Below are 15,184 nucleotides of genomic sequence, written 5' to 3'. Positions count from 1 at the left end.
GAGAAATTAATTTGACTGAAAGTCAGAGCGCTGAAGCGACATCCTGCTCCGGGATAATACATTTTCCATACATGTCTAACTGACGTGCTGTACGCATTGGACGCCCATTTTTTACCTGCTTTTTCGGATAAATGGCGCAGCCACAAACAAAGTCTATGATTTACAATTAAAAAAATGGTGGTAAGCGTTGAAAACACTGAAGTGTAAACGATTCCACTAATTTATTCCATGTCACACTTTTCGCATCTTTGTTATGCTAGGATCATTCCATACCATAGGCTTAACGGAGCGAATTATGAGAGTATTGGTTACAGGTGGTAGCGGTTACATAGGAAGCCACACGTGCGTGCAGTTACTGAAAAACGGTCACGACGTAGTGATCCTTGATAACCTCTGCAACAGTAAGCGCAGCGTACTGCCCGTTATCGAGCGTTTAGGCACGAAGCATCCGACCTTCATTGAAGGGGATATCCGCAACGAAGCGCTGATCACCGAAATTCTCCACGATCACGCCATTGATACGGTCATTCACTTTGCCGGTCTGAAGGCCGTGGGTGAGTCTGTTGCCAAACCGCTGGAATACTACGACAACAACGTCAACGGTACCCTGCGTCTGGTAAACGCGATGCGCGCCGCCAACGTCAAGAACTTCATCTTCAGCTCCTCAGCCACAGTCTATGGCGATCAGCCGCAAATTCCTTACGTTGAAAGCTTCCCAACCGGAACCCCGCAAAGCCCGTACGGCAAAAGCAAACTGATGGTCGAGCAGATCCTGACCGATCTGCAAAAAGCCCAGCCAGAGTGGAGCATCGCGCTGCTGCGCTACTTCAACCCGGTTGGCGCACATCCGTCAGGCGATATGGGCGAAGATCCGCAGGGCATTCCCAACAACCTGATGCCTTACATTGCTCAAGTTGCCGTTGGCCGCCGCGAGTCGCTTGCCGTATTTGGCAACGACTACCCTACCGAAGATGGCACCGGCGTTCGTGATTACATCCACGTGATGGATCTCGCCGACGGGCACGTTGTCGCTATGGAAAAACTGGCGGGTAAACAAGGTGTGCATATTTATAACCTCGGCGCGGGCGTCGGCAGCAGCGTACTGGACGTGGTCAACGCCTTCAGCAAAGCCTGTGGTAAACCGATTAACTACCATTTTGCACCGCGCCGTGACGGCGATCTTCCCGCCTACTGGGCAGATGCCAGCAAAGCCGATCGCGAATTAAACTGGCGCGTAACCCGCACGCTGGACGAAATGGCACAAGACACCTGGCACTGGCAGTCACGCCATCCGCAAGGATATTCGGATTAAGGACACGTCATGACGCAATTCAATCCTGTCGATCATCCACACCGCCGCTTTAACCCGCTTACCGGGCAGTGGATCCTCGTCTCACCACATCGCGCCAAACGTCCCTGGCAAGGGGCGCAGGAGACACCGTCTAAGCAGGTTCTCCCTGCACATGACCCGGACTGCTTCCTGTGTGCAGGTAACACGCGCGTAACCGGTGATAAAAACCCGGATTACGCCGGCACCTACGTCTTTACTAATGATTTTGCCGCGCTGATGTCCGACACCCCGGACGCACCGGACAGTCACGATCCGTTGATGCGCTGTCAGAGCGCACGTGGAACCAGCCGTGTCATTTGCTTCTCACCCGATCACAGCAAAACGCTGCCGGAACTCAGCGTGCCTGCGCTGACGGAGATTGTGAAAACGTGGCAGATGCAAACGGCCGATCTGGGGAAAACCTATCCCTGGGTACAAGTGTTTGAAAATAAAGGCGCAGCGATGGGGTGCTCGAACCCACATCCACACGGTCAGATTTGGGCCAATAGCTTCCTGCCCAATGAAGCAGAGCGTGAAGACCGCCTGCAAAAAGACTATTTCGCTGAGCAAGGCAAACCGATGCTGGTCGATTATGTCCAGCGTGAACAGGCAGACGGCAGCCGCACGGTGGTGGAAACCGAGCACTGGCTGGCGGTCGTGCCTTACTGGGCGGCATGGCCGTTTGAAACGCTGCTACTGCCTAAAGCACATGTGCTGCGTATTACCGATTTGACCGACGCGCAGCGTGCCGACCTGGCGCTGGCGCTGAAGAAACTGACCAGCCGTTACGACAATCTGTTCCAGTGTTCTTTCCCTTATTCCATGGGCTGGCACGGCGCACCGTTTAATGGCGAAGAGAATCAACACTGGCAGCTGCACGCGCATTTTTATCCGCCCCTGCTGCGTTCCGCGACCGTGCGTAAATTTATGGTCGGTTATGAAATGCTGGCGGAAACCCAGCGCGACCTGACGGCAGAACAAGCCGCCGAGCGTTTGCGTGCGGTCAGTGACATCCATTTTCGCGAATCCGGAGTTTAAAAAATGAGTCTGAAAGAAAAAACACAATCTCTGTTTGCTGAAACATTTGGCTACCCTGCCACCCATACGATTCAGGCACCCGGCCGCGTCAACCTGATTGGCGAACATACCGACTATAACGACGGCTTCGTTCTGCCTTGTGCCATCGACTACCAAACCGTGATCAGCTGCGCGACGCGTGACGATCGCATCGTGCGCGTGATTGCCGCTGACTACGAGAATCAGGTTGATGAGTTCTCTCTCGACGCGCCGATTATCGCCCATGACAGCCAGCAGTGGTCGAACTATGTCCGCGGCGTGGTAAAACACCTGCAAAAGCGTAATAGTGCCTTTGGCGGTGCCGATCTGGTGATCAGCGGCAATGTACCCCAGGGCGCTGGCTTAAGCTCCTCAGCGTCGCTGGAAGTGGCGGTCGGCACCGTGTTCCAGCAGCTTTATCACCTGCCGCTCGACGGCGCGCAGATTGCCCTGAACGGTCAGGAAGCCGAAAACCAGTTCGTCGGCTGCAACTGCGGCATCATGGATCAGCTGATTTCCGCGCTGGGCAAGAAAGATCATGCGCTACTGATCGACTGCCGTACGCTGGGTACCAAAGCGGTCTCCATGCCTGAGGGCGTCGCCGTGGTGATCATTAACAGTAACTTTAAGCGTACGCTGGTCGGCAGTGAGTACAACACCCGTCGCGAGCAGTGCGAAACCGGTGCGCGCTTCTTCCAGCAGCCCGCGCTGCGTGATGTCAGCCTTGAAGCATTCAACGCCGTCGCCCATGAGCTAGACCCGATCGTCGCCAAACGCGTCCGCCACGTGATCACCGAAAATGCCCGTACCGTGGAAGCCGCTGATGCCCTGGCAAAAGGTGACCTGCTGCGCATGGGCCAGTTGATGGCGGAATCTCATGCCTCCATGCGCGATGACTTTGAAATTACCGTGCCGCAAATTGATACCCTGGTGGAGATCGTCAAAGCGACCATCGGATCCCAGGGCGGCGTGCGCATGACCGGCGGCGGCTTCGGCGGCTGCATTGTGGCGCTGATCCCTGAAGCGTTGGTTCCTGTGGTACAGCAGGCTGTCGCTGCGCAGTACGAAGCGAAAACCGGTATCAAAGAAACCTTCTATGTGTGTAAACCTTCACAAGGAGCCGGACAGTGCTAAACGAAATTCCCGTCATGGCCCCCGATGGCCAGCCGTTTCGTCTGCTGACCCTGCGTAATGACGCAGGGATGGTGGTCAACCTGATGGACTGGGGCGCAACGCTGTTGTCGGCCCGCATTCCTCTGAGCGATGGTAGCGTGCGTGAAGCATTGCTCGGCTGCGCCAGCCCGGAGCAATATCCTGATCAGGCTGCGTTTCTGGGGGCATCGATTGGCCGCTACGCGAACCGTATCGCCAACAGCCGTTACACCTTCGCAGGTGAAACCATTGAATTACTGCCAAGCCAGGGTGAAAACCAGCTGCACGGCGGGCCGGACGGTTTCGATAAACGTCGCTGGCAGATAGTGAATCAGAATGATCGTCAGGTGCTGTTCGCACTGACCTCTGACGATGGCGACCAGGGTTTCCCTGGCCACCTTTGCGCGACAGCGCAGTATCGCCTGACCGACGACAATCGCATTTCAATCACCTATCGCGCGACGGTCGATAAGCCCTGCCCGGTGAATCTGACCAACCACGTTTATTTCAACCTCGACGGTGATAAAACCGATGTCCGCCAGCATAAGCTGCAGATCCTCGCCGACACGTATCTGCCGGTTGATGCGATGGGTATCCCACACGAGGGCCTAAAGCCGGTGGCAGGCACTTCTTTTGACTTCCGTACGCCAAAAGTTATCGCCAGCGAATTTCTGGCCGATGACGATCAGCGCCACGTAAAAGGTTACGATCACGCCTTCCTGCTACAGGCACAAGGTGATGCCCGTAAGCCGGTCGCGCTGCTGTGGTCGCAGGATGAAAAATTGCAGATGGAGGTCTACACCTCGGCCCCTGCTTTGCAGTTCTACTCCGGGAATTTCCTCGGCGGCACACCGTCCCGTGGTCCAGAGGCGTACGCCGACTGGCAAGGTCTGGCGCTGGAAAGCGAGTTTCTGCCGGACAGCCCGAACCATCCGGAATGGCCGCAGCCGGACTGCTTCCTGCGCCCGGGCGAAGAGTACGCCAGCGTGACGGAATACCGGTTTATTCCGGCCTGATTAAAATCAATTGCCCGGCAGCATGAGCATGCCGGGCATAACATCACAGATCGGTATAATTGCCCAGCAGGAAACCCTGTTCAAGTATGTGCTGCTTAAGTGTGGGTGACGTTAACACCTCCAGTTCATCCAGTCGCGGATGACAATAGCGACTTTGCATAACAATCTTATCGACGAAACCAGGGTGGCACATCAATTCCACAGTTTGTTCATTTTCAACGGTGGCGCGTTCCAGTGCATCAAGAACGAAGCGGGATGAAACGTTTTCAGCATAAAAATCACTGATGAAATAATCGACACCACGTATATCCTGTACCGTTATATTCTGCTGGCGCGTCGCCTGCCAGTCGATTCGCAATGGAAGACCCTTATCACGCGCAAAACTCGCAACATGCTGCCAAACTTGAGGAATAAAATGGGCATGATGGTGGCTATCAATATGCGTTGGCATCCGACCAAAAAGAGAAACAAAACTGTCATATTGCCGGTGTAATTCAGCCACAACTTCATCATCTTTCAGTAATCCGCTCCCGGCGGTCTCCCAGAGCCATTTACCTAAAACCCCTTCTCTCGCCAGTGAAGGCATATTTGTCAACGGCACACCGTAGCTAAGAACAAAATGTAAACCCACACCTAGTGCGGGAAAATCGGCGCTGAGTGCTGCCGCATGCTCAATACCAGTGGCATTCATCATAGCGGTCGTTGACGTCACTATCCCATGGCGATGCGCTTCAACAATACCGTAGTTGGTACCGTGGCTTAAACCAAAGTCATCAGCATTCACGATCAATATTTTCGTCATATACTGCCCTCTTGTTGATTTTCGCCTGACTGAAGGCTGGCAATGGTACAGGCAAACTGCGGCAGATGGTCTTGATTCGCCAGCAGCATTTCCCGCGCTAAAATTTCAGCGCCCCGATCCGAATCAACCAAAGGGTTGAGATTCAGCGCCAACAAAACATCATCAATACGCCCACTCAACGCAGCTTGTGAGGCAGCAATTTCGAAGCCTTTGATTGTATAAATCAGTCCTAAAACTTTCTCGTCAAAGTGGGTGACGCGCGGATGCGGCGTTACACCGCCTCGCCCTAACAGACAGGTCATTTCGACTGCCCAGTCTGCTGGGATATTATCAACGTGCCCATAATGAGGAACATTAATATAATGTTCGGTCTGTTTATCGTTGTAAATTGCATTAATAACCTCACAAGCTGCATCAGAGTAATAAGCACCACCACGGGCATCCAGTTCTGCAGGCTTAGTATCTAACTGCGGGTTTTTATAAATATCGAATAACTTTCTTTCCAACTCCTGTACCACCTGGGCACGAACGTTGCCTTTAAAATACTCAGCCATTTCTATTGCCAACATCTCTTTATGTTTGAAGTAATAAAGAAGATAAGAACAGGGTAGCAAATTCAGTGAGCGTAACAGTCCACAACTAAACGGCAGGCTGAAAATATTTTTTACTGTGCTACCGTTGATTATCCCTGAGGCGACACGATCGAGAACCTCTGCAAAGCGCGACTGTCCATTTACCAGCACGTCTCTAATGAAAACCAGATGATTCAGGCCAAACAGATCAATAGAAAGCTGATCATCTTTGGTTAGCGATAACAAATCTTCTATCAACATCCGCATTCCCACCGGGACGTTACAAACACCAATGAAACGTTTAAAGTCGGTATGTCGATATACCGCCTCAGTTACCATTCCGGCGGGGTTAGTAAAGTTAATGATCCATGCTTGTGGGCAAATATTCTGGACATCCTGCACAATATCCAAAATGACCGGAATGGTGCGCAGACCTTTAAATAATCCACCTGCACCGTTAGTTTCTTGCCCCAAATAGCCCAGTGATAGCGGAATCCGCTCATCCTGCTCGCGTGCCTTTAGCTGGCCGACACGAAATTGTGTCGTAACAAAATCAGCATTCTGCAATGCTTCCTGACGATTCAGAGATTTATGGATTGTTATCGGTACACCGGCACGCGCGACCATGCGCTGACAAAGCGCATAAATGATATCGAGTTTTTCTTTACCCTCTGCGACATCCACCAGCCACAGCTCATTAATAGGCAACTCATGATAGCGCTTAATAAAGCCGTCAAGCAATTCCGGAGTATAGCTACTCCCGCCACCAATGGTGACTACTTTTAATTTTTTCATTTTAGCTCCTGAAAGCAGTATTCTACTTTCTTTAAAATTTCATTTATTCACTTTCAGTTAGCAACAACCGTGTCATTTCTTTGGACTCGCCAACCGTCTTCGGTAGTTACCAGGTGTGAATGAGGTTAGTTTTTTAAAATTATTAATAAAAATACCCGGACTGCTAAAACCAGCTTCGAATGAAATATCTATCACTGAGAAATTAGTTGTCTCTAACTGTTTCTTACAATAGTTGATGCGAATATCATTAATTATTTGCCCGGGTGTTTTCTGATAATAACGATTAGTTGCCCGCGTGAGATATGATTGTGTTTTCCCTGATAACCGGACCATATTTTCCAGCGCATTATCAGCAAACATCGATTTTTTGTGCATGTCCCTCACCAACTGCACTAACCAGCCGGGTATGGATTCTAGTTGTGGGCTATCTTCATAATGTTGCAAGCGATTAGCCACATAAAAAGTGAGCAACTTATTGAACTCCTCACATTCATTTTGGTGTATGTCCAATGTTGACAGTGTAGCTTCTATAAACGCTAAAAACGCGGTTGACATAGCATAACATTGCGATGCGATAAAATAGGATGGCAGCATATCCAGATAATGCTCAGAAAAATAACGTTTGCTCACCCCCATATTTAAGATACGCGTAACCCCATAGTCATAAAATGTTTGATGATAAGAGCCAACCGGAATAAAAACAAAATCACCACGTTCCATGATCACGCGCTTACCATTTATCTCCTGGCGACAACTTCCTGTCAGGACGAGTGTAAATTCATAATAATCGTGTTGGTGTAGTCCACTTATACTTTCTGTTTTATCGAGAATAAAGAAATAAAAATCATTACCCCTTAAAAACTGACTTTCATGAACCGTGCTGATTTCCATAATGCATCCTTATTAAAATTTCAGTGCAGCAGCAATATCGTCTTCGCTCTCTTCCTCATCAATAACGTTTTGTGCTTTATTGGCGATAATAACGAATGGCAAGTAAATCATGGTCGCAATACCGAGGTTAATCAGGGCCATAATCAATGCCGCGATACTCCCGTTAGAATTGAAGAAAGCGCCCAACCCTGGTGGCATCGTCCACGGAGCAAAATTAGTGGAGGGTGGAATAATACCCAATGAATAGACCAACAATGTAATCCCCGCAAGAATAGGTTGAATGAGCACAAAGGGGATCATCAATACCGGATTCATAATGATCGGCAAACCGAAAAGAATGGGTTCATTGATATTAAACAGGCCGGATGGCAGGGCCATCTTTGCCACCTGACGATAGTCAGCCCGACGAGAAGCGATAAAAATCGCAAAAATCAGGCTTAGCGTCGCACCGGTTCCTCCCAGGTAAACGTAGGACTCCAGCATAGGGCCGGTCCAGAAATGGAAGGTTTTACCCGCAGCCAGCGCCGCATCAACCGAGCCATATTGAGTATAGACCGCCATGTTTTCCATTCCCCACGGACCGAGGATGCCGCTATTTAGCGCAGTTAATGCCAGGCCTCCGTGAACACCAAAAAACCACAAGAATGAATTAAATATCACATAGGCCCACCCTACGATGCTCCCGAGTGACGCGAGCGGCGTTGCAATCGAATTCATAATCACCTGGTGAAAATGTGTCCCCACCAACGACAATCCCCATGAGATCAGGCCCATCAACAAAAGTATAATGAACCCAGGAATTAACGCGGTAAATGATCGCGAAACCGACTCCGGAACGCTTTCAGGTAATTTTATAACCCACTGGCGACGAATAATAAACGTGAATAATTCAGCAACCACTAGCCCAATAATGATCCCGGAAATAATGTTGGCACCGCCTAACCAATTTGGACCAATGCCACTGACGCCACTGACAGTAAATGGCGTAACAGTCATAAATGCGGCGATCGATAATAACCCCGAAGCAAGGGGATCAACTTTTCGCTCTTCAGCTAGTGCCATCCCAATAAAGAATGGGGTCATCAATGACATTATTCCCAACGTGCCGTTATAAACGCTACTACCGGTTACTTTCAATTGTTCAAGGGTATCGATTGTCCCAGCATCCAGGCGTACACCCATCGACCAGAAAAATGAACCTTCAGTGAAATTAAGAAAGACATTGTTAATAAGAACAAACATGGCTCCAACTAGCGTCAGAGGCATTAACCTGATAAAACCATTTTTAATCGCATTGACATGTACCTGTTTTCCCAGCTTTACGGCAACAGGTAAGATCACCCTTTCAAGGGAACTGATTGTGCCCGACATAATGAATACCCTCAAATATGACACTTGATAAGGAAAATAGAATATTTTGATAAAAATTATTAATAACTACGCTGCCAGTACAATGAATCATGAATTACGAATAGCATACATGACCGATGTCCCAGGGCAGTAATGAGTAAGATCCACAAATTATGTATGATTGACTTTTTGACATGACAATTTTCACATTTTAATAAAATTCAAGCGTGCTATTGCGGACTAACACTCTCAGAACTCAGGGTAAACTTACGCCCTTGAGGCACAACGAATCTGGAAGATGCGTTAAGACGCCGCCCACTGCGTTGTCATGCTTCTTTCGCACATCTTGTCTAGCACGAAAACACAACGTCTCATTTACATGCGTCTTACACTGCTGTTCAATTTTCGCTATTGTATAAGAAGATGTATTGCCGCTGACGCATTACGGCAATATAATGATAATCATTATCATTCAATGTGATTTATAGGAGTGAATGTATGGCTGTAACTAAGCTGGTTCTGGTACGTCACGGTGAAAGTCAGTGGAACAACGAAAACCGCTTTACCGGTTGGTACGATGTTGATCTGTCCGAGAAAGGCGTAGGCGAAGCAAAAGCGGCGGGCAAACTGCTGCGAGAGGAAGGTTACAGCTTCGATTTTGCTTACACGTCTGTGCTAAAACGTGCCATCCACACCCTGTGGAACGTACTGGATGAACTGGATCAAGCGTGGCTACCAGTTGAAAAATCCTGGAAGCTGAACGAACGTCATTACGGCGCGCTGCAGGGGCTGAACAAAGCAGAAACCGCTGAAAAATACGGTGACGAGCAGGTTAAACAATGGCGTCGTGGCTTCGCGGTCACCCCACCGGAGCTGACCAAAGATGACGAGCGCTATCCGGGGCACGATCCGCGTTATGCTCAACTCACTGACAAAGAGCTACCGGTTACCGAAAGCCTGGCGCTGACCATCGAGCGCGTTATCCCTTACTGGAACGAAACCATTCTGCCGCGCATGAAAAGCGGTGAGCGCGTGATTATCGCCGCTCACGGTAACTCCCTGCGTGCGCTGGTGAAATACCTGGATAACATGGGCGAAGATGAAATTCTGGAACTGAACATTCCGACCGGCGTACCGCTGGTGTATGAGTTCGACGAAAACTTCAAGCCGATCAAACGTTACTATCTGGGTAATGCTGACGAGATCGCGGCAAAAGCGGCCGCCGTTGCCAACCAGGGTAAAGCGAAGTAATTTTCATCCCGGTTCAAACGAAAAAAGCGTGGAATGCTCCACGCTTTTTTATTGCCGGATGGCAGCGTTGCCTTATCCGGCCTACCGAGCGTAGCCCGGATAAGTTTTTTACCCGCGACGCGCTTTTACCGCTTCTGCCAGCTGACGCAGTACCGCATCAGTATCTTCCCAGCCAATGCAGGCATCGGTAATGCTCTTGCCGTAAGTCAGCGGCTCGCCGCTATCCGGATTCTGATTACCTTCCACCAGATGGCTTTCGATCATTACGCCAATAATCGCTTTCTCACCGCCGGCTACCTGCCCACAAACGTCTGTAGCCACATCCATCTGCTTTTTAAACTGCTTGCTGGAGTTGGCATGGCTAAAGTCGATCATCACCTGCGCAGACAAACCAGCTTTAACCAGCCCTTCTTTCACGTCTGCAACGTGCTGAGCACTGTAGTTCGGCTCTTTACCACCGCGCAGAATGATATGGCAGTCGCCATTACCGCTGGTATTCACAATGGCTGAATGACCCCATTTAGTCACCGACAGGAAACAGTGCGGCGCGCCAGCGGCGTTGATTGCATCGATCGCCACTTTGATGGTGCCATCAGTACCGTTTTTAAAACCAACCGGGCAGGAAAGACCGGATGCCAGCTCACGGTGAACCTGGGACTCCGTCGTACGTGCGCCAATAGCCCCCCAGCTCATCAGATCGGCCAGGTACTGTGGGGTAATCATATCAAGGAATTCACCCGCCGCAGGCAAGCCGCTGTCGTTAATATCCAGCAGCAGCTTACGCGCAATGCGCAGGCCATCGTTGATCTGGAAGCTGTTATCCATATGCGGATCGTTGATCAGCCCCTTCCAGCCGACGGTGGTACGCGGCTTTTCAAAATAGACGCGCATGACGATTTCAAGCTCGTCTTTAAGCTCATCACGCAGCGCCAGCAGGCGAGCGGCATAGTCTTTGGCGGCTGCCGGATCATGAATCGAGCACGGCCCGATCACCACCAGTAAGCGATCGTCGCTGCCTTTCAGAATTTTATGAATCGCTTTGCGGGCGTGAGCAACCGTATTTGCGGCATTTTCAGTAGCAGGGAATTTTTCCAGCAGTGCGACCGGGGGGAGTAACTCGTTGATCTCTTTAATGCGTAAATCGTCGTTCTGATAATTCATGATTATTCCAGCGTTGCCATACTTATATAAATGAATGCAATCCCTCCAATCTATATCTTCAGTTCTAAAGTGTAAACGGGGTTTTACACTTTGGACGGATTAATCCTGGAATAAGCCAAAAAAACGCAATAAAGTAGCGATAAACGAGATCCAAACTACAATTTATAACTGCAACAGCTTATTTTTTTATTAATTTCAATATTCTATGCTGGTTTTAATTTTCATACTGAAATAGTTAACTACCTCTGAGGATTTAACTGGCATATGCACTGTTGGAAGAGGTTATCCGACATATCGACCATAACAGGAGCATATTATGCAAATGACAAAGCTGGCCTCACTCTTTCTTACTGCCACTCTTAGCCTCGCCAGCGGCGCGGCGTTGGCTGCAGACGCAAACACGCAGTCAAATAACGGTCAGGCGAACTCTTCGGCGGATGCCGGTCAAATCGCACCGGACGCACGCGAGAACGTGGCACCGAATAATGTCGACAACAACAACGTTAATTCGGGCGGCACCATGCTGCATCCGAACGGTTCATCAATGAATCATGAAGGGATGACCAAAGACGAGATGCACAAAAACTCAATGTGCAAAGACGGTCGTTGTCCGGATATCAATAAGAAGGTAGAGACCGGAAACGGTATCAACAATGACGTAGACACCAAAACCGACGGCACCACCCAGTAAAGCTAAAAATATGGCTAATAACGGGAGAGCAAAAGCTCTCCTTTTTAATTTTGTCAGCCCAAACCCGGTATGATGTCATACAGTAATGATGAGAATAACAAAGGGATGACATTATGGCGCACTCACATACCCCCACTTCCCCTGACCTGCCCAAAGATAATAACGCCCGTCGACTGCTGTTCGCCTTCTGCATTACGGCGGGATTTATGTTTGTGGAGGTGGTCGGCGGGATCCTGTCAGGCTCGCTGGCGCTGCTGGCGGACGCCGGCCATATGCTGACAGATGCAGCCGCTCTGCTTTTTGCACTGCTGGCTGTCAGGTTTGCTCGCCGACCACCGACCATCCGACACACGTTCGGCTGGCTGAGGCTCACGACGCTGGCCGCGTTTGTGAACGCTATCGCGCTAGTGGTGATCACCATTTTAATCGTCTGGGAGGCGATAGAGCGCTTCTATACCCCACGACCGGTAGCTGGCGGCATGATGATGGTGATTGCCGTGGCAGGTTTACTGGCTAACGTTCTTGCCTTTTGGGTGCTGCATCGCGGGAGCGAGGAGAAGAACCTCAATGTTCGCGCCGCGACCTTGCACGTAATGGGCGATTTACTGGGGTCAGTTGGCGCGATCATCGCGGCGTTGATCATCATCTGGACCGGCTGGACGCCAGCGGATCCGATCCTGTCGATTCTGGTTTCCGTGCTGGTACTGCGTAGCGCCTGGCGGTTATTGAAAGATAGCGTGAACGAATTACTCGAAGGCGCACCGCTGGCACTGGATATTCCCGCGCTACAGCGCCACCTCAGCCGGGATATTCCTGAAGTTCGCAACGTGCACCATGTGCACGTCTGGATGGTGGGTGAAAAACCGGTAATGACGCTACATGTGCAGGTGGTTCCCCCGCACGATCACGACGCATTGCTGGAACGCATTCAACATTTCCTGACGCATCATTATCAGATTGAACACGCAACGATCCAGATGGAATATCAGCCATGCAACGGGCCGGACTGCCACCTGTATCAGGGACTGTCCGGCCATTCACATCACCATCACTAATGGGAGAGCGCGCGTGAGCCACGCTCGCGCGCGCTGTTCATCCACATCCTGCTGCCGTTAAGCGCAATAACGGTGAGGATCATGTATTCCAGCGACATCGCATACACGCCTTGTAGGGCGAAGATCACCACGCTGATGACGTTAATGATCACCCACAACAGCCAGTTTTCGACGTATTTCCGCGTCATCAGGATCATCGCCGCAATCGACAGCACCATCATGCAGGAATCCCAGAACGGAAATGCATCGGGTTGCAACTCAGGTGCGGCAACCTGTAATCCCAGTCCTTGCATAATGTTCACGGCCATACGGGTCAGAAACGCGAAGACCGGATCGATAAATACCGTCATCAGACCAATCGCCACCACGCAAGCCGCCAGCCAACTTAGCGCTTTCGGCAACGGCAGCCAGCGAATTTTCAGCTCAGCCTCATGTTGGCTGGTTTGTCGGGACCAGGCATACCAGCCGTAGATATTGGCGGCAAAAAAGAACACCTGTAATAACAGGCTGGCGTAGAGTTGGATCTGAAAGAAGATGATCGCAAACAGCGTGACGTTTATCAGACCAAAGACGTAGTTGCTGATTTTCTCAAGGCTTGCCAAACCAATGCACAGTAAACCGGCAACGGTCCCCACTGCTTCAATCCATGACAGGTCGTATCCCCCCGCGCCAATCGGGATATGAACCAAAATATTCTGCGTGCTAAAAAAATCCATCTTTTCCCCCAGAGCAATAATTTATTTAAGCTCGTAGTGTAGCCGCAAATTCCAGCATGCGGTTTAACGGCAATAGTGCCCCTTCTCGCAGCGCGTCATCAACCTGTATCTCATGGGCTGCCCCACCTTGCTCAAGGCCCTCTGCAATCGCTTTGAGGCCGTTCATCGCCATCCACGGGCAATGTGCACAGCTGCGACAGGTTGCCCCCTCGCCAGCCGTCGGGGCTTCAAGCAACTCTTTGTCCGGCACAGCCTGCTGCATTTTGTAAAAAATACCCCGGTCAGTCGCCACGATAAGCTGCTTATGCGGTAACGTTTTTGCCGCGTTGATGAGCTGACTCGTCGACCCCACGGCATCGGCCATATCGACTATTGATTGAGGTGATTCAGGGTGTACCAGCACGGCTGCGTCGGGATATAACCCTTTCATGCGCGTTAATGCCTGTGTTTTGAATTCGTCATGGACGATACAGGCCCCTTGCCAACAAAGAACATCGGCTCCGGTCTGTTTTTGCACGTAGTTGCCCAGATGCTTGTCCGGAGCCCAGATGATTTTTTCACCTAAACTATCCAGATGCTCAATAAGTTCAACCGCAATGCTGGATGTCACCACCCAATCCGCACGCGCTTTCACTGCCGCCGACGTGTTGGCATACACCACGACGGTGCGGTCCGGATGCGCATCGCAAAATGCACTGAATGCGTCGATTGGACAGCCCAGGTCTAAGGAACATTCCGCCTGCAGCGTTGGCATCAGAATGGTCTTTTCCGGGCTGAGGATTTTAGCCGTTTCGCCCATAAATCGGACCCCAGCCACCAGCAGCGTAGAGGCCGAATGCTTTGAGCCAAACCGCGCCATCTCCAGCGAGTCAGAAATGCAGCCACCGGTTTCCTCTGCCAGCTGTTGGATCTCTGGGTCGGTATAATAGTGCGCCACCATCACAGCATCGCGCTCTTTTAGCAGGCGTTTGATTTTCTCGCGATAAAATTGTTTTTCATCCTCGTTCAGCGGCGCGGGCTTAGGCGGAAACGGATAAATTGCGGCTTCAGGGTCAAACATCACGCTCATCATGCTTTCTCGTTTTACTGGCTTAACGAAATAACCGAGTAAAAGCGTGAAGTACGCCATAATCGGTTAGATTTGTTTTATATGCTAAACAAGATAACGGATTGGCGTAAAAAAGTCACAATAATTGCGTTAGATGATGCCGGATGGCGACTGGCGTCTTATCCCGCCTACATGCGGGCCAGATATCTTTCGTAGGCCTGATAAGCGAAGCGCATCAGGCAAGCAGGTTCGAATCTTCCATATCGCAGATAGCAAAAAGGCGCCTTTAGGGCGCCTT

Annotated in this window: 14 protein-coding genes; 7 read left to right on the top strand and 7 right to left on the bottom strand. The window is 50.5% G+C overall.

The features are described from left to right. Positions 1-295: 295 nt before the first annotated feature. Genes galE through galM form a run of 4 tightly spaced genes read left to right on the top strand, consistent with a single transcriptional unit; the run spans position 296 to position 4,554 of the window. Positions 296-1,312: a UDP-glucose 4-epimerase GalE gene (gene galE, locus FDW98_RS18055; RefSeq protein WP_096757802.1), complete on the top strand. Its 1,017-nt coding sequence runs from the start codon at positions 296-298 to the stop codon at positions 1,310-1,312. 9 nt (positions 1,313-1,321) lie between these two features. After that, positions 1,322-2,368 (top strand): galactose-1-phosphate uridylyltransferase, encoded by a 1,047-nt coding sequence (galT, locus tag FDW98_RS18050; protein ID WP_096757803.1) that lies wholly within the window; start codon positions 1,322-1,324, stop codon positions 2,366-2,368. 3 nt (positions 2,369-2,371) lie between these two features. After that, positions 2,372-3,520 carry a galactokinase gene (gene galK / locus FDW98_RS18045; RefSeq protein WP_096757804.1) on the top strand — a complete coding sequence of 383 codons (1,149 nt, stop codon included), beginning with the start codon at positions 2,372-2,374 and terminating at the stop codon, positions 3,518-3,520. Next, positions 3,514-4,554 (top strand): galactose-1-epimerase, encoded by a 1,041-nt coding sequence (gene galM / locus FDW98_RS18040; protein WP_096757805.1) that lies wholly within the window; start codon positions 3,514-3,516, stop codon positions 4,552-4,554. The genes galK and galM overlap by 7 nt, the downstream gene beginning before the upstream one ends. 43 nt (positions 4,555-4,597) lie before the next feature. Here the strand turns inward: galM and chbG are convergent, their stop codons facing one another. The 4 genes from chbG to chbC all read right to left on the bottom strand — a co-directional run bounded on the left by chbG (position 4,598) and on the right by chbC (position 8,985). Next, entirely contained in the window at positions 4,598-5,356 is a 759-nt protein-coding gene (gene chbG / locus FDW98_RS18035) for a chitin disaccharide deacetylase (protein ID WP_096757806.1), read from the bottom strand. Further along, positions 5,353-6,723: a 6-phospho-beta-glucosidase gene (locus FDW98_RS18030; protein WP_096757807.1), complete on the bottom strand. Its 1,371-nt coding sequence runs from the start codon at positions 6,721-6,723 to the stop codon at positions 5,353-5,355. The genes chbG and FDW98_RS18030 overlap by 4 nt, the downstream gene beginning before the upstream one ends. A 72-nt stretch (positions 6,724-6,795) precedes the next feature. Next, the gene (gene chbR / locus FDW98_RS18025; protein WP_096757808.1) at positions 6,796-7,614 is read right to left on the bottom strand and encodes a transcriptional regulator ChbR; all 819 of its coding nucleotides are present in this window, start codon (positions 7,612-7,614) and stop codon (positions 6,796-6,798) included. 12 nt (positions 7,615-7,626) lie between these two features. Then, a complete protein-coding gene (chbC, locus tag FDW98_RS18020; protein ID WP_096757809.1) occupies positions 7,627-8,985 on the bottom strand; it encodes a PTS N,N'-diacetylchitobiose transporter subunit IIC in 1,359 nt (452 codons plus the stop codon). A 477-nt stretch (positions 8,986-9,462) separates the two neighbouring features. On the opposite strand from chbC, the gene gpmA reads away from it, so the two are divergent. Further along, positions 9,463-10,215 (top strand): 2,3-diphosphoglycerate-dependent phosphoglycerate mutase, encoded by a 753-nt coding sequence (gene gpmA / locus FDW98_RS18015; protein WP_096757810.1) that lies wholly within the window; start codon positions 9,463-9,465, stop codon positions 10,213-10,215. Between the two features lie 108 nt (positions 10,216-10,323). On the opposite strand, the gene aroG is transcribed toward gpmA, so the two are convergent. Further along, positions 10,324-11,376: a 3-deoxy-7-phosphoheptulonate synthase AroG gene (gene aroG / locus FDW98_RS18010; RefSeq protein WP_096757811.1), complete on the bottom strand. Its 1,053-nt coding sequence runs from the start codon at positions 11,374-11,376 to the stop codon at positions 10,324-10,326. 316 nt (positions 11,377-11,692) lie between these two features. Between aroG and FDW98_RS18005 the strand changes: the two genes are divergently transcribed. Together FDW98_RS18005 and zitB are read left to right on the top strand one after the other, a co-directional pair. Continuing rightward, complete coding sequence (locus FDW98_RS18005; protein ID WP_096757812.1) at positions 11,693-12,067, top strand: YbgS-like family protein; 375 nt, start codon at positions 11,693-11,695, stop codon at positions 12,065-12,067. Positions 12,068-12,180: 113 nt separating this feature from the next. Then, entirely contained in the window at positions 12,181-13,122 is a 942-nt protein-coding gene (zitB, locus tag FDW98_RS18000) for a CDF family zinc transporter ZitB (protein ID WP_096757813.1), read from the top strand. Here the strand turns inward: zitB and pnuC are convergent. Together pnuC and nadA are read right to left on the bottom strand one after the other, a co-directional pair. Then, positions 13,119-13,838 (bottom strand): nicotinamide riboside transporter PnuC, encoded by a 720-nt coding sequence (gene pnuC, locus FDW98_RS17995; protein ID WP_096757814.1) that lies wholly within the window; start codon positions 13,836-13,838, stop codon positions 13,119-13,121. The genes zitB and pnuC overlap by 4 nt on opposite strands. Before the next feature lie 25 nt (positions 13,839-13,863). Further along, a complete protein-coding gene (gene nadA / locus FDW98_RS17990; protein WP_096757815.1) occupies positions 13,864-14,907 on the bottom strand; it encodes a quinolinate synthase NadA in 1,044 nt (347 codons plus the stop codon). Positions 14,908-15,184: the final 277 nt, after the last annotated feature.

Source organism: Citrobacter sp. wls711 (assembly GCF_005281055.1).
In the GTDB taxonomy this organism is placed as follows: domain Bacteria; phylum Pseudomonadota; class Gammaproteobacteria; order Enterobacterales; family Enterobacteriaceae; genus Citrobacter; species Citrobacter gillenii.
Note: the sequence above shows the minus strand (reverse complement) of the source record. Positions and strands in the feature narration are given on the sequence as shown.